This is a genomic window from Micromonospora sp. NPDC047521, from assembly GCF_055587305.1.
Genome location: NZ_JBVJGN010000028.1, coordinates 1 through 17,211 on the forward strand (window position 1 = coordinate 1; position 17,211 = coordinate 17,211).

General features: G+C 65.3%; 13 protein-coding genes, 1 tRNA gene and 2 pseudogenes. 11 read left to right on the forward strand and 5 right to left on the reverse strand.

The features are described 5' to 3' along the window. The first annotated feature begins 304 nt into the window (after positions 1–304). Positions 305–496 carry a hypothetical protein gene (locus tag ACZ6N8_RS30875; protein ID WP_466014555.1) on the forward strand — a complete coding sequence of 64 codons (192 nt, stop codon included), beginning with the start codon at positions 305–307 and terminating at the stop codon, positions 494–496. 195 nt (positions 497–691) lie between these two features. On the opposite strand, the gene ACZ6N8_RS30880 is transcribed toward ACZ6N8_RS30875, so the two are convergent. Next, the gene (locus tag ACZ6N8_RS30880; protein ID WP_466014557.1) at positions 692–1,858 is read right to left on the reverse strand and encodes a condensation domain-containing protein; all 1,167 of its coding nucleotides are present in this window, start codon (positions 1,856–1,858) and stop codon (positions 692–694) included. A 1,198-nt stretch (positions 1,859–3,056) separates the two neighbouring features. Here ACZ6N8_RS30880 and ACZ6N8_RS30885 point away from each other — a divergent pair. From ACZ6N8_RS30885 to ACZ6N8_RS30895, 3 genes are all read left to right on the forward strand, one after another. Next, positions 3,057–3,350, forward strand: a complete 294-nt coding sequence (locus ACZ6N8_RS30885) for a hypothetical protein (RefSeq protein ID WP_466014559.1) — start codon at positions 3,057–3,059, stop codon at positions 3,348–3,350. 75 nt (positions 3,351–3,425) lie between these two features. Further along, complete coding sequence (locus ACZ6N8_RS30890) at positions 3,426–3,926, forward strand: ATP-binding cassette domain-containing protein (protein ID WP_466014561.1); 501 nt, start codon at positions 3,426–3,428, stop codon at positions 3,924–3,926. Then, a complete protein-coding gene (locus ACZ6N8_RS30895; RefSeq protein WP_466014563.1) occupies positions 3,914–5,242 on the forward strand; it encodes an ATP-grasp domain-containing protein in 1,329 nt (442 codons plus the stop codon). Before ACZ6N8_RS30890 ends, ACZ6N8_RS30895 begins: the two co-directional genes overlap by 13 nt. 19 nt (positions 5,243–5,261) lie before the next feature. Here ACZ6N8_RS30895 and ACZ6N8_RS30900 read toward each other — a convergent pair whose 3' ends face one another. After that, positions 5,262–6,290, reverse strand: coding sequence for a peptidogalycan biosysnthesis protein (locus ACZ6N8_RS30900; protein ID WP_466014565.1), 1,029 nt, complete (start codon positions 6,288–6,290; stop codon positions 5,262–5,264). 13 nt (positions 6,291–6,303) lie between these two features. Beyond that, on the reverse strand, positions 6,304–8,121 hold the full coding sequence (locus ACZ6N8_RS30905; protein ID WP_466014567.1) for a non-ribosomal peptide synthetase: 1,818 nt from the start codon (positions 8,119–8,121) through the stop codon (positions 6,304–6,306). 788 nt (positions 8,122–8,909) lie between these two features. Between ACZ6N8_RS30905 and ACZ6N8_RS30910 the strand changes: the two genes are divergently transcribed. The 3 genes from ACZ6N8_RS30910 to ACZ6N8_RS30920 are packed head-to-tail and all read left to right on the forward strand — an operon-like array spanning position 8,910 to position 11,460. Continuing rightward, positions 8,910–9,878 carry an ABC transporter ATP-binding protein gene (locus ACZ6N8_RS30910; protein ID WP_466014569.1) on the forward strand — a complete coding sequence of 323 codons (969 nt, stop codon included), beginning with the start codon at positions 8,910–8,912 and terminating at the stop codon, positions 9,876–9,878. Beyond that, positions 9,875–10,666 (forward strand): ABC transporter permease, encoded by a 792-nt coding sequence (locus tag ACZ6N8_RS30915; protein WP_466014571.1) that lies wholly within the window; start codon positions 9,875–9,877, stop codon positions 10,664–10,666. The genes ACZ6N8_RS30910 and ACZ6N8_RS30915 overlap by 4 nt, the downstream gene beginning before the upstream one ends. Positions 10,667–10,674: 8 nt before the next feature. Next, positions 10,675–11,460, forward strand: coding sequence for an ABC transporter permease (locus ACZ6N8_RS30920; RefSeq protein ID WP_466014573.1), 786 nt, complete (start codon positions 10,675–10,677; stop codon positions 11,458–11,460). Positions 11,461–11,498: 38 nt separating this feature from the next. Here the strand turns inward: ACZ6N8_RS30920 and ACZ6N8_RS30925 are convergent. Beyond that, positions 11,499–12,824, reverse strand: a pseudogene (locus tag ACZ6N8_RS30925) (IS701 family transposase). Positions 12,825–13,361: 537 nt separating this feature from the next. Here ACZ6N8_RS30925 and ACZ6N8_RS30930 point away from each other — a divergent pair. The 4 genes and pseudogenes from ACZ6N8_RS30930 (at position 13,362) to ACZ6N8_RS30945 (ending at position 16,750) form a co-directional block, all read left to right on the forward strand. Beyond that, positions 13,362–14,087, forward strand: coding sequence for a hypothetical protein (locus ACZ6N8_RS30930; protein ID WP_466014575.1), 726 nt, complete (start codon positions 13,362–13,364; stop codon positions 14,085–14,087). Beyond that, a pseudogene (locus ACZ6N8_RS30935) lies at positions 14,080–15,323 on the forward strand (TRM11 family SAM-dependent methyltransferase). The gene ACZ6N8_RS30930 and the pseudogene ACZ6N8_RS30935 overlap by 8 nt, the downstream one beginning before the upstream one ends. Then, positions 15,320–15,529: a helix-turn-helix transcriptional regulator gene (locus ACZ6N8_RS30940; RefSeq protein WP_355493792.1), complete on the forward strand. Its 210-nt coding sequence runs from the start codon at positions 15,320–15,322 to the stop codon at positions 15,527–15,529. Before ACZ6N8_RS30935 ends, ACZ6N8_RS30940 begins: the two are co-directional and overlap by 4 nt. 3 nt (positions 15,530–15,532) lie before the next feature. After that, positions 15,533–16,750 (forward strand): tyrosine-type recombinase/integrase, encoded by a 1,218-nt coding sequence (locus ACZ6N8_RS30945; RefSeq protein WP_466014576.1) that lies wholly within the window; start codon positions 15,533–15,535, stop codon positions 16,748–16,750. 159 nt (positions 16,751–16,909) lie between these two features. Here the strand turns inward: ACZ6N8_RS30945 and ACZ6N8_RS30950 are convergent. Next, positions 16,910–16,982, reverse strand: a tRNA-Arg gene (locus tag ACZ6N8_RS30950). Positions 16,983–17,211 lie beyond the last annotated feature (229 nt).

The window sequence follows — 17,211 nt, forward strand, 5'->3', positions numbered from 1 at the left end:
TCCGGCATCGCGAACCTCCACAACATCATCCTCACCGGCTGACCAACGGCCCCGCCCCAGACAACGCCTTCACCCAGTTACGAGACGTCCCTTAGCCTCAATCCGTCAGAATGTTTTTCCTCGTGGTCCGTTTCGGCTGACCGTTTTGTCCCTCGTGGTGGGGGTCGGGCGCGCTGGGGTGAGACTGTCATCCTCGACCCCGACGGGCCGCTGGCCGAGGCCGCCCCAGGCCCTGCCGAACGGCTACTGCGGGCTGCCCGTCCAGAAAAGCTGCCCGCACGCCAACGCCTGCTTGACCTGCCCGATGCTCCTCACCACACCCGAGTTCCTGCCCCAACACCACGAGCACCGCCGACAGGTCCTCCAGATCATCACCGCCGCCGAGGCCCGAGGCCACCAGCGGCTGGCGGAGATGAACCAGCAAGTCCTGCTCAACCTCGACCGCATCATCACCGGCCCGCACACCACCACAGGCCGGGCCGCCGATGCGAGCTGACAACACCATGCACCTGGTCACCGCGGCCCGACGACGACACGAACTCGCCCGAGCCAAGACCATCCGCGTGCTGCGAGAACTCGATCAGGCAGGCAGCCCCGTGACCCTCGTACTTGTGCCACGAACTCAGGGACGGTTCCCGGCTTGCGCGGTTGCTCGACGAGAAGGCCGATGGCGTGCTCTGGGTCCATCGAGCTATCGGCCCCTCGTCTCGTCAACCAGCCGCGCAAGATTCCTGGCAACGTCTTCGACGAACAGCTGAACGTCCTTGACCGGGTAGTGGTCCGCGTTGAAGACGCAATCGAGATCGCATCGCCCGTTGGACATCGGGCGCACCCCGAGGTGGAGGCTTTCGATGTGCCCCGGCACCGTCACCGCTTCCACCGGTCCTCCGTCGAACGGCTCCAACTCGAATGGCACGAAATTGACCACGAGCTGTTCGGAGCCTGGTTCCACCTCCACCGGCACCGCATTCGGCGAGCACGCGGTACGAATGAAGTCCCAGGGCGTGTCGTGAAAACGCAACATCCGCGCCCAGAGAGGTCTCACAAGATCTAGGACATGTCGAATGTCGTTCAATGCTCCGTCCCGCAGCCGCATAGGCAACGAGTCGGCGAACCAGCCGTGGGTGTTCGTGTGGTCTGTCGGTCGACCGGTAGTGATTACCCGGAACACCAAATCGTCGACCGGCCCGGACGCCGCAACCGTCGAAACGGCACTGGCGACCACCAACAGGAAGGGTGTGACCTTCAGCTGTCTGGCGGCCCTCTTGAGGTCGCCCAACGACACCGCCGCGATAGCACCCACGGTGGTGGCGAACCCGCGGAAGGGCTGCACGGGGAGGGTCGCGAATGGCACCGCGGACCTGCTGTCCGCCTCCACACCGTCGAGGACGCGTAGCCAGAAGTCGCGGGCCGCGGTCGATTTACCCCCCTGGTCGTACCGGTACTTCTCCCGGGACCACGCTACCCAGTCCCCGTAATCGCCTCGACGGCCGACCTCCGGGGGGTATGTCTCATTCGTCAACTCCTGCTGCATGAGGTGCATGCTGCGTCTGTCCGTCACGAGGTGGTCGCAGATGGTCCACGCGGTCCGGACCGGCCGACCACCCTCGTCTGGGTAGGTCAACAGCGCCAGCTTCCACAGCAGACCACCTTCCCGGGCGAAGGGCGTCCGGGCGAGATCTCGGGTCACGGCCATCATGTGCTCACGGTTGTCACAGGTGATTTCGTGCACAGGTAGACGCATGCCGTCGGCGTACGAGAGCCATCCCGCACCCTCGACCGACGCATCGGTGATCCATAGCGCCCTTTCGCGCTTCGCCAGCTCGAATGCCCGGCTGCACAGCGTCTCGTTGCTCAACCATTCCGGAATGGTGAAGGAGTTCGTGCTGTTTCCATACCGACCGTACCGCTGCTCGTTACGTACCCTGGCAGCCTGCTGCCAGGAGATCGGCCCCTTAACATTTACAGACAACGCTGCGACCCTTCGACTAGTTTTAGCAGGCGGATACTGCCCATGCATGGGCTTGGAGAGGCCAATTAGCTAACCAGCCTCTGGGCAATGGACTTCCTCAGAAGTGGCAGAATTGAAATCGCCCACATGGGGCAGATTGCGGAAGTGGCGTGGGGAAGTGGACACCCTGCTCGCTTCGATTGTTTCAGGGGCGAGTATACGGGTGTTCAGATGTGACCGCAAGCCCTTGCGTCGATATGCTGGTGCCGACAACGGCACTGCGGGCGGAGCGGGGTGGACGAGCACGCGCACCACGATCCGCTCGGCGGAAGCTCTCCGTCGCCGTCCTGACCGCCCTCCGCGAAGGGCCACTGCGCTACTCCAAACTGCACCACACGGTGTCTCAGATCAGCCCCGATGTCGTGCATTCCGGACGCTGACCGGACACCCTGAGCTACCTGGGCGCCCAGGACCTTGTCGAGCACCACCAAGGCGACGACGGTGCCGACTACCGGCTGACCGGCGGCGGCATGGAGGTGGTTGATCTCCTCGGCGAAATTGATCGGTGGAGTCGGTAGCACCGCGCGAGCGGCGAGCGAACTTGGCGATCCGGGCGTCCAACGCGGCGACCACGGTGTCAAGGTGGTCGATCTGTTCCAGGTAGTGCCGGCACCTGAACGCATGGTAGTCGGTGAACGCGCCATCAAGGGTCTCGACCAGCGCCGGGATCTTTTTCCGGGCCGTGCCGAAGCTCAGCTCGGCCAAGGCGGATCGCGTTCGCCGCCGATGAGTGCATCCAGGATGCGCCGGGAGCTGAATCCTGTCAGGTCGGTCAGCACAGAGGTCAGCTTCATCCCGGTGTCTTCCAACTCCCTCTCCAGCCGCTGGCCTCCTGACCGCGGGCCACGACGACCTCGGTGCGCCAGCGGGTCAGATCCCGTAGCCCCCGGATCGCCCGCGGGGGCACGAACGAAGCCATCACCATTCCGGAGGCTCCCGCGCGGGCCAGGAACGCCGCGTCGTTCGGGTCGCTCTTGCGGCCACGGATCCAGGCGCGGTTGTCCGCCGAAGTGAAGGCCCTGCGGGGGCTAACGCCGAGGCGGTCTTGCAGCGGCTCAACACGATCATCCGGGGCTGGGCCGCGTACTACCGGATCGTGCTGTCAGGTCGGCGAGATGGCCCGCCGGGAGTCCTGTCGTACTTTCACAGCGCTGCGACTGGCTCTCGATCAACTTCGTCGCACATGATGATCATAGGCTTCCGGCCGCTGCGTCTACTCCGGCCAGACAGCCCTGGCCGCAATCACCCCTCGAATCTCACTGAACGTGACAGCCATGGGTGTCGACCGACTTTCGAATGGCCTCTCATCTGCACAAGCTTGCTCAAGCACTCCACATAGGATCAACGACACCCTATCGCCCTCCGTCACCACCGAATGTGAGACAGGGCCGTTAACTTGACAGGCTCCGCTACCATGGCCGGCATGCCGTTAGTTGAAGTCGAAGGTCTTACGCGCTCATACCGCTTCAGCACCGGGATCTTCAAGCGCAACCGCAAGGTTGTGGAAGCTGTCCGTGGCATTGGTTTCACCATTGACAAGGGAGAGCTCTTCGGTCTACTCGGACCGAACGGCGCCGGAAAGACAACCACGATCAAGATATTGACCACGCTGCTGCTCCCCACAGGTGGTTCGGCCCGGGTGATGGGTCATGATGTGGTGGACGATCCGCGTGCGGTCCGCCGAAACATCGGCTACGTGTTCGGCGGTGACCGTGGCTTGTACGACCGTCTGTCGGCGCTGGACAACCTTCGCTACTTCGCAGAACTGTACGGAATTCCGCCAAGGACCCAGCGCACGAGGATCCCGGAGCTCCTGGAGACGGTCGGGCTCTCCGGCCGCGAGCCTTCCAGATCCTGCTTTTCGGCCAGGTCAGCCTCGACGAATAGGCCAGCCAACGTGACGTGGGCGAATTGACTGAACGGGACGCCGGGTCGTTCGGCGCAGAGCGGATCAGCGAGGGAATGGTGAAGCAGTTGTCAGCCGCGCAGCCGACTGTGCTGATGTGCAAGTGGCAGCCCCAGTTGGCGGCGGCGCTGACGGACATTCCGCTGTCCCGGTACCTCATCCTGGATAGCTATGACCGGCGCGGGCCGATTGAAGAGGAATTGCTGGCCGCTTTTTCCCGCGTCTACAGCATTAGCAGCTTCGACTCCCTTGAGGAGTTGGCGGGCGTGGTCGGTGATCTGTTGGTGAGCGGTATTAACGTGGACCACGTCCTGAGCCATCACGAGTTCAGCCAGCTCGGAGCGGCGTACCTCGAACGCGCCCTCGTTCGTGACCGCCATCCCGCGCTCTCGATCGGCCAGCGGGACAAGCGCGTCATGAAGTGCCTCGTCCAGCAGCATGGCGTGCGCACTGCGGCCTTCGTGTCGGTCTCTGACAAGCGCACTCCGCAGACGGTGACGGAGGTCGCCCACCGCCTCGGCTTTCCCGTGGTGGTGAAGCCGGCGTTCGGCTTCGGCACGATGAACACCGCCCGGGTCGAGGGGCTGGACGATTTGAGCAGGACCCTCGCGACCTACGCGGTCAACCCGTTGATCAAGTCGAAGCAGCTGATCGTTGAGGAATTCATCGCGGGAGAGGAGGTGTGTGTCGACGCGTTGTGGCACGACGGGGACTGCCTGAGTTTTGTCGTTCACCGCTACCTCCAGCCGAAACTCATGGTTGCCAAGAGCGCCGGTTCCGGGACCGCGACCGTCGATGGGTCGTACATCCTGGACCCAGCGGCTAACGTCGGCCTGTTTCGGGATCTCCGTCGTATGCAATCGTCGGTGAACGAGGCGCTGGGCATACGGCACGGCGCCACGCACATGGAGGTATTCGTCAAGCCAGACGGCGGGCTGGTGTTCGGCGAGATAGCGAACCGGATCGGCGGCATCTGGATACCCATGATGCTCAGCGAGTACTTCGGCAGGGACATCTGGCGGATCGTTGCGGAGGGGCACTTGTTCGGCACTCGGCCCGAGCCCGCCGATCCCGGCCGCTGCGTCGCAGGCGTCAACATACGTCCGGCTGAACCCGGCATCATTTCGCGGCTGCCGAGCCCACAGGAGTTGCAGGCCATTGAGGGAGTGTGTGGCTGGAGTCTGGCGACCTCGGTGGGAGCGCAGGCCAGGTTGGCGCACCCGGCAGAGCACTACCTCCTGCTGACCGTGGCTGCGGAGACAGCCGACGAGTGCGCGAATCTGGCCGGGCGGCTAGCCGGCCGCGTGCGGATCGGAACCATGTAGCCGAGGCACGTTCGAGGGCTCACCGGCCCAGCAGCGCGTGGTAGAGGCGCCTCTCGCCGCATCCTCGGGACAGCTTTGTCCCCATGGCGCCGACACCAAAGTAGATCTTGCGCAAACCGCGGGCGGCGCAGTAGTCGACCGGTCCGTAGTAGGTCGTATTGAAATGCGCGAACGAGCCGGGTGGTACCGAAAGATAGTCGGTGCCCGTGGCCTTCACGAACAGCGCTGGTCCCCACTCGTAGGCCAGCGTAGCCGAGATCATGGAGCCGTCGGGGTTCCGGCAGCTGATGAGCCGTGCGTGCTCCGGGTCGTCTGCGAACGTCGACGTCAAGTATCTGCGCAGTCCACTACTGGTCGCACGTCGCCCGTGCCTCGACTCGACCTGCGCGACCAGGTCAACCAGCCGGTCTGGGAGCTTGGCAGCGGGTCGCTCCACGTGGACCGTCAGCTTCGATCGTACGAGTTCCAGCCGCTCGCGGCGTACTGACGTTCGCCTGTTCTTCGATTGAATCGTCGTCAGGTAGTCGTTGAAGCTGCCGCCCGGCAGGTCGAGAACAGCTTCAGTGGTCACCTCCCGGCTGCTCCGCACAGCTCGCAGGTTCGCGAGCCCCGCGACAGCCTCCTCGGTAAGGTATGGAGCGACCAGCATGTCGGCGCCCCAGCCCGCCGCCACATCCAGGGCAGAGTCCATGAGAAGTTGGGTCAACTCATCACGCTCGTCACTGGTCGTGTCCCGACCGATCAACCACGAGTTCCGGTAACCGCGCCGTGCCCCCAGCACCGCGTAGACGCCCCTCTCGGCGAAGACCTCGCCGAAGTGCTGATGCGAATACGCGTCTGACAGCTCGTGCTTCATGAGACTGATCGGCGCCGCAGCCACAAGGTTGGAGCCGCGAAGCAGGCGCAGGTAGGCAGACTTCATTCCGGGCAGACGCTCATGACTGCGGATCCACCGGTACGAGGAGTAGAAGGCGTCATCGGGCACTACCGAGTTCCACGACGACTCGCTGATGTCCGCGATCGTGGGAACGATCTCGACGCGCACCATGGAGGGAGGTCCCTCAGGCCGCATCACGAAGCCTCGCCAGGAGAAGTCGGGTCAGTTCGTTCGGCACCGGATGCTCGAAGATGTCTTCCGGAGTACACGGCACGAGGAACTCCTCCTCGATCACAGCGCACAACTCGAGCGCTGCGAGCGAGTCGAGCCCCTGCTCCAGCAGGTCGCGATCGTCTCGCACGTCGGCACCGAGCGCGGATCGGGCAACGTCCACGATCCTGCGGTTCAGATCCTCTGCGGTCGGCGTGTGGGTGCGGCTCTCGTGCATGGTGTCTCCCTCACTTCGTTGTTGGTTTCGCCCCATGCGTCGCATGGCCAGACGATCAATTTTTCCGGTGCTGAGTTTAGGCAGGGTGTCCAAACGGGTGAGCCGGGCGGGTACCGAGGCTGTCCCGAGCTCTCGCAAAACGTGGGTACGTAGGGCACTCACCGGCGTGTCGTCCCTGATCACCACGAAGCCGTGAAGCTTGGTTCCTTTGTCGGTCCGTGCGGGCACGACGGCAGCCTCCTCGACCGCCTCATGATCGCGCAGTGTGCGCTCTACGTCGTGACAGTTGACCCAGACCCCGTTGACCTTCAGCGTGCTGTCGAGCCGGCCGGACAGCACGAGGCCCTCGGACCGGATCGCGCCCAGGTCGCCGGTGCGGAATGTAACCCACTCGCCGCTGCGGCTGAACCTCTCGGCCACTTCTGCGGGCGGCTCACCCAGGTAGCCCAGCGAGCCGTCGCGGGTGGCTATCACGACCTCGCCGACGCTCGTTTCGGCCAGCGTCTCGCCGGTTTCGGGATGCCGGATCGTCACCGATGTTCCGGCTAACGGATCACCGACCGGTACGATGCCATGGCGCAGCGGCTGCGGTACTCGGTAGTAGAACTTCGCCAGGGTGGTCTCCGCAGGGCCGTAGAGGTTCACAATGCTTTGGTCCTGGCCCGTGCGTGACCGCCACTGATCCACCAGCTGTCCGTCCAGCGGCTCGCCGGCGAAGAAGGTCATGCGGAGCGCGGGTCGAACTGCCTGTGGCAGGAGGCCGGCCTGCGCGGCGGTCAGCCAGAACCTGGCTAGGGACGGAACCACGTGCAAAACGGTGCATCGCGTGTCGAGCAGCCAGCCTAGGATCTTGCTGCCACGCAGTTGCGGCGGCGGGCAGACAAGTGCGGCACCGCTGGCGAGCGCGGCGAACATTTCGCGGTAGACGACATCGAACTCGACGCTGGTCAGGGCGGCGACCCGGTCGCGCGGAGAGAAACCGAACTCAGCGCGCTGCCATGCGACGAACGAACTCAGCGAGCGCAGGTCACCCAGGATAAGCTTGCGCCGGCCGGTGCTTCCCGACGAGCGAACGAGATAGCCTCCCCCCGCCGCGTAGACCTCGCTTCGCCTGGTCTGGAGCTGGCTGATCGCCAACGTGATGTCGGTCGGAAGGTCGCGTCGGCGAGTGACATCGGCGCGCCCGGATGCCCCGTCGACCGACACGGTCAGTAGAGGCTCCTGTGTGGACCCGCTACTGGCCTGCGGGCGCTCACCACCCTCGGTGAGCCACACCACCGCTCCACAGCGCAGGGCCGCCAGTAGGTGCGCGAGCTGCGAAGCGCTGACCGCCCCCTGGATTTGGACGAGGTCCCCCGCGGACATGCCGGCTCGAGTCAGTGTGGTCTCCGCCTCAGAGACGCGCTGGCCGAGTTCGTCGTAGGTAACCCGATGCTGCGGCTCCAGCACGGCGATCTCATCGGGAAAGTGGTCGAGTATTTCGGCGATGTCATCGATCGCGGAGGGCCGTGCCCGTGAAACACCTGCGGTTAGGGCGGTTGGAGTTTGACTCATGGGGGAGGTCATGTCGTCGGTGGCCCTTCACTCAAGTTCGCACTCCTTTCGATCGGTCCCGGCGTGACCGTGCCGCTGGAAAGTCCATCGCATGCATTCGGCCAAGCTGCGTGGCAACACGTGCCTGCCTCCCGGTCCGTCCGGGAAAATCGGCGCCCTGCCTAATGCCGGAGGCGGTGGTCGGGTTCGGTGATATTCGCCGGGCGCCTATCCGCTTCCAAGAAACCTCCGGTAACGAGTGGGAAGCAGTGACGAGGGACGGTGGAGCAACAATGCTGTCAGCGCATCATTAGCCCGGCGCTCTCCACACCAACCCTGTAGACCCTGAATCCGTGCTGGAACGACGGCACCGGCCGGGACTCGCGCAGGATATGTCCTGAGGGAATCGTGCCTTGAGCTAATCGCGGGGGAATCGAGCGGCAACCCGCCATGAGGGCCGCTGATGGGAGGCAGGACATCCGGACTGACCTGCGTTGGCAGCGTAACACGGCGATATCTCGATGTCAGCCCGTGCTGCTCTGCTGAGAGAATCACCTGGTCCGGCCCGTCTTTTCGGGCTCGACACCCACAGCGCAGGGCCTCGCATCCGCCCCGTCCGCCCCGCGAGTCGTCGGCCACCGGGCTCACGGTGGGTCGGACCGGCTAAACCAACTTCAAGTGCAGGTGCGTACGTCTTTACGGATCTCATGCCCCGCACCGGGCCTCGTCGTTGACGCCGTCATACTCTTCTGATCCGCGCTCAATGTACACCCTTCCCAGGAATCGGCATCTCCGCTACCATCGCCGGCATGCCGTTAGTCGAAGTCGAAGGTCTTACGCGCTCATACCGCTTCAGCACCGGGATCTTCAAGCGCAACCGCAAGGTTGTGGAAGCTGTCCGTGGCATTGGTTTCACCATTGACAAGGGAGAGCTCTTCGGTCTACTCGGACCGAACGGCGCCGGAAAGACAACCACGATCAAGATATTGACCACGCTGCTGCTCCCCACAGGTGGTTCGGCCCGGGTGATGGGTCATGATGTGGTGGACGATCCGCGTGCGGTCCGCCGAAACATCGGCTACGTGTTCGGCGGTGACCGTGGCTTGTACGACCGTCTGTCGGCGCTGGACAACCTTCGCTACTTCGCAGAACTGTACGGAATTCCGCCAAGGACCCAGCGCACGAGGATCCCGGAGCTCCTGGAGACGGTCGGGCTCTCCGGCCGCGAGCGGGAGCGCGTTGAGGGCTTCTCCCGAGGCATGCGTCAGCGGCTACACATAGCACGCGGGCTCCTACACGACCCGGCTGTGGTCTTCCTCGACGAACCAACGATCGGCATCGACCCGGTGGGAGCCCGGGAACTGCGGTCCACCATCGCCGCGCTGGCTGCCGGCGGCAAGACGGTCCTGTTGACCACGCACTACATGTTCGAGGCCGACGACCTCTGCGGGCGGATCGCCGTCATCCGTGATGGGAAGATCGTCGCCGAGGGGACACCGAGCGACCTGAAGCAAAGAGTGTCGTCGGGCAACGTGGTCGAGATCGAAACGTTCGGCCTACTTCCGGACCAGCTGGAGGCCGTTCGCGCCTTGCCCGGAGTACAGACCATGACCGTGGAGGAGCGGGGACACGCTCAGGTGCTCAACATCCAGACCCGCTCTGACGTGGATATCACCCAGACGGTGCTGACCAACCTCGCCGACACCCCGGTCGGTCGGATCATTTCCCGTGAACCGACGCTTGAGGACGCGTACGTCGAACTTGTGGGGAAGCCGTGACCGCGGCGATGCGTCCGATGCAACTCGCACGGATGATCATCATCACCTGGTGGCTCCACTTCAAGATCATCGCAACGTCGGCTTTCGAGGGCGCGCTTCAGGTGATCTGGCCGCTGTTCTTCGCGACCGCGGCATTTCTTGTGTACCGGGCGACGGGCGACCCCCAGTCCATGGTCTACGCCGGCCTCGGGGCGTCCATGATGGGCATCTGGAGCACCATCGCCACGACGGCCAGCAGCACCCTCCAGCGGGAACGCTGGCTGGGGACGCTGGAGCTGCTCGTAGCGGCGCCGACGCCCTTCGTTCTGGCGCTGGTACCGCTCACAGTCGCGATCGGCACCATAGGCGTGTACAGCATGGGCGCCACGCTGCTATGGGGTTGGTTGGTCTTCGACATTCCCCTGCATATCGCCAACGTTCCGCTGTTCGTGCTGTCGGTAATGCTATCGATCGCATCAGTTTCCATGGTCGGCCTGCTACTGTCAGTCACGGTGGTCCGCTACCGCACCGCCTGGGCGTTGGGTAACGTGCTCGAGTACCCGGGCTGGCTGCTCTGCGGGTTCCTCGTGCCTCTGTCGGTCCTGCCGGCCTGGGTGACCCCCATCTCGTACGCGCTGCCGCCGACGTGGGGCATGGAAGCTCTGCGCGAGTCCGCAACCGGCAGCTCACCTTGGTTGTCCCTTGGGATCTGCATGGGGCTGGCCCTGGGCTACGCGTCAGTCGCCGCGTTGCTTAGCGAAACTGTGCTGCGATCCGCGCGGCGGCACGCGACCCTTTCCCTCACCTAAGGCGTGCAATGCACTCGATACGCGTCTTCTTCATCGGCGGGTTGATCAGCTTCCGCGCGTTGTTCCATTGGCTGAGCCCATGGATCTACATACCGAGCCTTCTGGTCGCGCCGATCTTCCAAATCCTGCTTTTCGCCTACATCGGCCGCAGCGCCGGGACCGGCTCGGACGCCTTCTACCTCGTCGGCAACGCGGTGCAGTACGTGGCCATCCCCTGCCTCTTCGCCATGGCCAACACAGTCGCTGGTGAGCGAAATACGCAGACCCTGGGGATCGTCCTGTCGACACCGGCTCGACGCGTTCCGCTGTTCCTCGGACGCGCGGTGCCGGTGTTGGTGAACGGGTGCATCGTCTCCACGTTCAGCCTTGCCGTCGGTGCCGCGCTGCTCGACGTCACCATCCCGCTGTCAACGTGGCCGCAGGTGCTTCTGGTCGTCGCTGTTGGCTCAGCCTCCTGTACCGGCATTGGGATGATCAACGCCGCCTTGGGGCTTCGGGTGCGGCAAACCGCAGTCCTGTCCAATATCATCTTTGGGCTGTTGCTGATCTTCTGCGGTGTGAACGTATCTGTGGAGGAGTTGCCAGGCTGGATGGCGGCGGTCAGTCCCTGGCTGCCCCTAACCCATGTGATCGAGGCGGCGCGGGAGGTTGTCGACGGCGCGCCTCTCCAGGCCGTTTCGACGCTTCTGCTGAAGGAACTAGCGATCGGCGTCGCCTACTTTGTAGTCGGTCTCGCTGCCATCGGCATCTTCGAGCACAGCAGCCGCAAGACCGGCTCGCTGGAGCGAAGCTAAATGGACGCTCGCGCTCTCGACACCGGCATAGCTATTACTTAGGCTGGCCGTGAGCGCCTTAGTACTCCAGCCGCACCTGGTGGAGTTGGAGTCTTCGCTGGTAGTGGGCTGTTTTGGCGCGATGCTGGTGTCGGCGTCGCCATCGTGACCATCGATGGATGTGGTCGAAGGGTCGGATGGTGGTGATCAGGTGTGCCAGCAGACGTCGGACCTCGCCGAGGGTGAGCGGAATGAGGCCGTCCTCGGATTCGGCGCCCCCTTTTGGCGTGGGTGGCGGTGACGGCGAGGTAGGCGTGGGCGCACAGAACGAGTGTTATGTGGCGGTACCAGGCGTCGTAGCGACGCACCTGGTAATGATCCAGGCCGACCTCGGTCTTTGCGGTCTGGAAGCATTCCTCGATCGCCCATCGGGTCCCGGCGACCCGGATCAGGTCCTCGTCGTGCGTTCCGGTGGGGCCGAAGCACAGGTAGTAGGCCAGGTCGGTGGGGTTGGTGATGCTGCGGCGGATCAGCAGCCAGTGGCCGTATCCGTCGACCGTGCCGGGTAGGGAGGCCACGGCCCAGTCGTAGAGTCGTGGCCCTTTGGCGCCGGCGCCGCAGCTGCGCCGCTTCCAGGCCAGGGCCGGCGCGTTCGCGGCGAGGACGTCTGGGCGGGAGTTGCCCACCGTGGTCGGGACCCGTTGGTTGCGGGGCACGGCCAGCACGTAGCCGATGCGCTGCTGCTGCAGCCACGTCCGGAACTTCGAGTCCTGCCCGTATGCCTCGTCGGCGGTGACCCACCTTGCCGGCAGTCCGGCGGTGATGGCGCGTTCGACCATCCGCAGCCCCAGCGCGGGTTTCGTAGCGAACCCGACGCTGGCTGCGATGCCGGCTTCCTCGCGGCGGGCGGGGTCGTCGCACCAGCCGCGGGGCAGATACAACTCCCGGTCGATCAGCGTGCGCCCGCCCGGGCTGGCATAGGCCAGGAACACCCCGAGTTGGCAGTTCTCCGTCCGCCCGGCCGTGCCCGAGTACTAACGCTGCACCCCCGCCGACTTCACGCCCTTCTTCAGGAAGCCGGTCTCGTCGACGATCAGCACGCCGTCGTCATGGCCGAGGTGCTCGGACACGTAGGCAAACAGGTCGTCGCGCACAGCATCCGGGTCCCACGCGGACCGGTTGAGCAGCCGCTGCATCCGGTCCGGCGTGGTGTCACCGGCGGCCTCGGCCAGGGTCCAGCCGTTCTTGCTCGCTAGCGGCGACAGCAACCCGACCAGATAACTCAGCGCCTGCCGGCGCGGCTCCGCCCGCCCGAAACGGCGCGCGAACCGCGCCAACAGATCATCCAGACCTGCGCGCCAGCCCGCGATCTCATCGATCAACACAAGCACGAAAGCCTGCCCGCCCTGCTACAGACCACAACAGACAGACGGTGCGATCACCCAGCCAGCCACCGATTAGTATCGACATCCGCAGCTACGCGGCCGGCACAACTCGAACGTCGATCATGCCGATGAGCTGCCAAAACACTAAATCAGGAAGTACGGCTGGAGTACTAGGCGCCAAACAGTCACCCTCACTGATCACGATCTTGGCTCGACTCGGACAGCCAGCGTCGCTGAAGTTGATGGCCAGATCGACCGCAGGATGGCGGACCTTCGAGATCAATCCTTGAGCCTCGTTATTGACCTGTACACGTTCGGGCGTACCCAGTTCGCACGCTGGCCCGCATGCCGACGGATGTCGTCGACAGCCGGTGTCTCGACGGCTCTGACATCGTGTTCAACCCGTTGAGGATCTTGTTCAACCGGTCGGCGTCGCGCGACGTACCTGGCTTGGCAGCGGGTGCGGTTTCCAATCCGAGGCTCGGATTTGTAATCCCCTAGTGTCAGCGTTTGTCGGCGGACGTGGCCCACACGCCCATGCCGAAGCCCAGCTCCACCGCCCCCGGTGACCGGCCTCAGCCAGCACCGGTTGGGCTGCTCCTTCCCCGAACCCACGTCCTGCGCACGCCCCGTCCGGGAGCGCCAGACTGGCACGGGCTATCCCCGAGCCACCTCGCCTACCTCATCCGCCGCTACACCCAAGCCGGTGACGTGGTGCTCGACCTCGACGCGCACCCCGCCGCCATCGCCGCGACCGCCTACCTGGACCGGGTACCGGCCCGGCTGGTCACCAGTCGCCATGGCCTGCACGTGCGGCTCCTGCCGCCCGCCCCCGAACACCGGACGCGGCGCGCCATGCGACGTCCCGGCCCACGTGTCGACCTGATCCTGGCGACCCTGCCGCAGGGCGCACAGGGCCTCGCCCGAGACGGCATCGCCACAGCAATGAGCACCTGGCGGCCTCTGCTACGCCCCGGCGGGTTCCTGCTTGTCGGACTCAACGCCGCGCAGCCCCAGCCGGGCGAGTTCAGCCACCGCGCCACAGTCATCGCCGCCGCCCGCGCCGCCGGGTTCTTCTACCACCAGCACATACCCGCCGTCCTCGTCCCGCTGCCCGAGCACGAGCCGCGCACCGCCCCGGAACGCCCCGACGAGGCCGACGACGGCCGACGTCTGCTCGCCGGCCGCCACCTGCCGACCTTCCGGGACCTGCTCGCGTTCGGCACCACCACCACCACCGGTGAGGAGAACGCCCATGCCTGAGCCCCGTCCGCCGTTCCACATCGGCGACCCCCACGACTCCGAACCGCCGTACCCCAGCGCGTCCGACCCGGCGGCACTGCTCACCAAGGGTTACCTCGGCTCGGTCTGGCTCACCGGTCAAACCGCGTCGCGGGACCTGCGGCGCGGCCGATACACCCCGGAGTCGTTGACGCACCCCGGCAAGATGCTGCCGACCATCCCCCGCTACGCCATCCGCACCTACACCAACCCCGGCGATGTGGTCCTCGACCCCATGGCCGGCATTGGCACCACCGTCATCGAGGCCATGCACCTCGGCCGTCACGGCGTCGGCGTCGAGTACGAAGCCGAATGGGTCGCCAAGGCAGCCGACAACATCCGCCACACCCTCCAGACCGGGGCACCTGGCAGGGGCGAGATCTACCACGGGGACGCGACCGCGCTGCCGGCACTGCTGCCGGCCAGCCTGCACGGCCAGGTCTCCCTCGTGATCACCTCACCGCCCTATGGGTCGTCCACCCACGGCCACGTCCGCACACCCGGCCCGAGACGAGGCAAGGTCCGCAAGATCAACCACAAGTACGGCGGCACGGACAACCTCGCCTACCGCAGCCCTGGCGAACTCGCCGACGGGTTCACCGCGATCCTTGCCGGCTGCCGGACTCTGCTGCGGCCCGGCGGACACGTCGTCGTCACCGCCCGGCCCTACCGCCGCCACGGCGAACTCATCGACATCCCCGGCATGGTCGCCGCCGCCGGCATCAACGCCGGCCTCGAACTGGTCGAGGAATGCATCGCCCTCATCTGCGGCGTCCGCGACAGCGTGATCATCCCCCGGGCCTCGTTCTTCCAGCAGAAGAACGTCCGCGACGCCATCGCCAGCGGTGACCCGCAATGGCTCCTCCAGCACGAGGACGTGCTGGTCCTGAGAGCCCCGACGATCTCCGTCCCACACGACGCCGAGAGCAGGTCAGCACGCACAATGCCGCACACTGGCCGGCTTGATGCCTTCGCCCCGCACCGCGTGGATCGACGTGCACAGGCGGTGCCCCCGCAAACGCCAATCCCGGCGGCAGCGCCATCGATCCCCGGTCCCACCCGGACCGGGACGGTGAAAGGACATCCGATCCGTGCCCGCCCTATCCGCACCCCACGCCAGGGGACGTACAGCCCGACCCCACCGCCCACCGGCGGTCCGGCGACCCCCAAGGGCCACGCCCACAACTCGATTCACCTACTGCTCCGGGCCGGCAATGAGCACCCCGACGGCAGCCGAGTGGCGACCCGACCCCCTCCTGACCATCGATGACGTCGCGACCTGGTTGGGCAAACCGAAAAACACCCTCTACGCCTGGCACAGCCGAGGTAAGGGACCTCGCGCCATCCGGGTCGGCAACACCCTGCGCTACCGGCGCAGCGAGGTCGAACGCTGGCTCGACGACCACACCGACCCGGAGCGCTGAGCCATGGCCCGACCTCCCCTACCCATCGGCACCTGGGGCAACATCCGCACCGAGAAGCTCGGCCCCAACCGGTACTGCGCCCGAGCCCGATTCCGCGACTACGACGGCAGCACCCGCGACGTCGAGGCCACCGACACCACCGGCCCCGCCGCCATCCGGGCACTCAAGGTCAAACTTCGTGACCGTGCCGCTCCCAACGACGACGAGATCACCCGTGAGACCCACATCAGCAGACTCGCCAGCCTTTGGCTCGAAGAGATCACCGCAGAGGAGCGTCTCGCGCCGCAGACCATCAGCCAGTACGAAGTGAGCGTGCGCGTCTCGGTCGTGCCTGCCCTGGGCAACCTTCGTATCCGGGAGGCCAGCGTCGGCCGCATCGACAAGTTCCTGCGCAAGGTCGCCGAGGACCGCCCGACAGCTGCCAGGCTCGCGAAGGTCGTCCTGACGCAGATGCTCGCCCTGGCCGTACGCCGTGGCGCAATAACGACTAACCCCGTCCGCGAAACCGGCCGACTACGCAACCCACGCCGCAAGGTCGTTGCCTTAGAGACAGAGCAGTTGGAGGGCGTCCGTGCGGCAATCCGGCGGTGGCAGCAGGCCAGCCCCGGTAAACCCGGGCCTCGGCACACCGGCGATCTGGGCGACATCGTCGACCTCATGCTCGCTACCGGCGCCCGCATCGGCGAAATCCTGGTAACGCGCTGGGAAGACCTCGACCTTGCCGCCGAACGCCCGACACTGACCATTTGCGGCACGATCGTTTACCTCAAGGGCAAGGGCTTCTTCCGGCAGGACTGGACGAAATCCGACGCCGGCTTCCGAACCGTTGTCCTTCCTCGCTTTGCGGTAGGAATGCTGATGGCCCGAAAGCTCAACGCCGCCGATAACCCCCACGATGCGATCTTTGCCTCCCGGCGTGGTACCTGGCTGTCTCCGCAGAACGTGCGTCGCCAGTGGCGTCAGGCCCGGGTCGACGCTGGCCTCGAATGGGTCACGCCACACACCTTTCGCAAGACCGTCGCCACCCTGATCGACAAGGAGGCTGACGCCAAGCACGCCGCCGCCCAGCTCGGGCACGCCACCGAGCAGGTCACCAACAGGCACTACATCGTCAAGCCCGCTCTCGCCCCGGACAGCTCCGACATCCTCGAACAACTTGGCGCTGGCCGGGCCAAAACCAGGCACGAGCGTCGCCCCCATGGCCCACGCCGGACCGGATAGGCATACAGGGGCCGTCCCGACATGCCCCGCCACGGAACCGCTAGCTAGAACCCGATCGCCCACCAGCGTTACTGAGGGGTTTTCGGGGGGCGATTCAAAACTGCATAGATAAACATCAAGGCCCTGGTCAGCTTCTTGCTGGTCAGGGCCTTGTTTCGGTGCCCCCGGCAGGATTCGAACCTGCGACACACGGTTTAGGAAACCGATGCTCTATCCCCTGAGCTACGAGGGCGCGAGGGCCTAGTCTAGCGACCTGGGGGTTCACCTGGGGTGGCAGGGAGTGGCCCACGTTCACCCACGTCACCCGGACCGCCGTTCTCCCAGCCCAGGACCACAGCTCGAGCACACGACCCCGGTTTGCGACCGGGGGACTGTAAGACGAACGGTGTAACTCCTGATCAAGGAGCAGCACCTGATGTCCGAAGGATCGATGGCCGCCGTGGATACTGCCGCGGTGGCGA

What these genes read in the sequence shown, in the direction of transcription:
- ACZ6N8_RS30875 (WP_466014555.1), top strand. Translation starts at nt 305, where the DNA reads ATGCTCCTCACCACACCCGAGTTCCTGCCCCAACACCACGAGCACCGC.
- ACZ6N8_RS30890 (WP_466014561.1), top strand. Translation starts at nt 3,426, where the DNA reads ATGGCCGGCATGCCGTTAGTTGAAGTCGAAGGTCTTACGCGCTCATAC.
- ACZ6N8_RS30900 (WP_466014565.1), bottom strand. Translation starts at nt 6,290, where the DNA reads ATGGTGCGCGTCGAGATCGTTCCCACGATCGCGGACATCAGCGAGTCG.
- ACZ6N8_RS30905 (WP_466014567.1), bottom strand. Translation starts at nt 8,121, where the DNA reads ATGAGTCAAACTCCAACCGCCCTAACCGCAGGTGTTTCACGGGCACGG.
- ACZ6N8_RS30910 (WP_466014569.1), top strand. Translation starts at nt 8,910, where the DNA reads ATGCCGTTAGTCGAAGTCGAAGGTCTTACGCGCTCATACCGCTTCAGC.
- ACZ6N8_RS30920 (WP_466014573.1), top strand. Translation starts at nt 10,675, where the DNA reads ATGCACTCGATACGCGTCTTCTTCATCGGCGGGTTGATCAGCTTCCGC.
- ACZ6N8_RS30930 (WP_466014575.1), top strand. Translation starts at nt 13,362, where the DNA reads ATGCCGAAGCCCAGCTCCACCGCCCCCGGTGACCGGCCTCAGCCAGCA.
- ACZ6N8_RS30940 (WP_355493792.1), top strand. Translation starts at nt 15,320, where the DNA reads ATGAGCACCCCGACGGCAGCCGAGTGGCGACCCGACCCCCTCCTGACC.
- ACZ6N8_RS30945 (WP_466014576.1), top strand. Translation starts at nt 15,533, where the DNA reads ATGGCCCGACCTCCCCTACCCATCGGCACCTGGGGCAACATCCGCACC.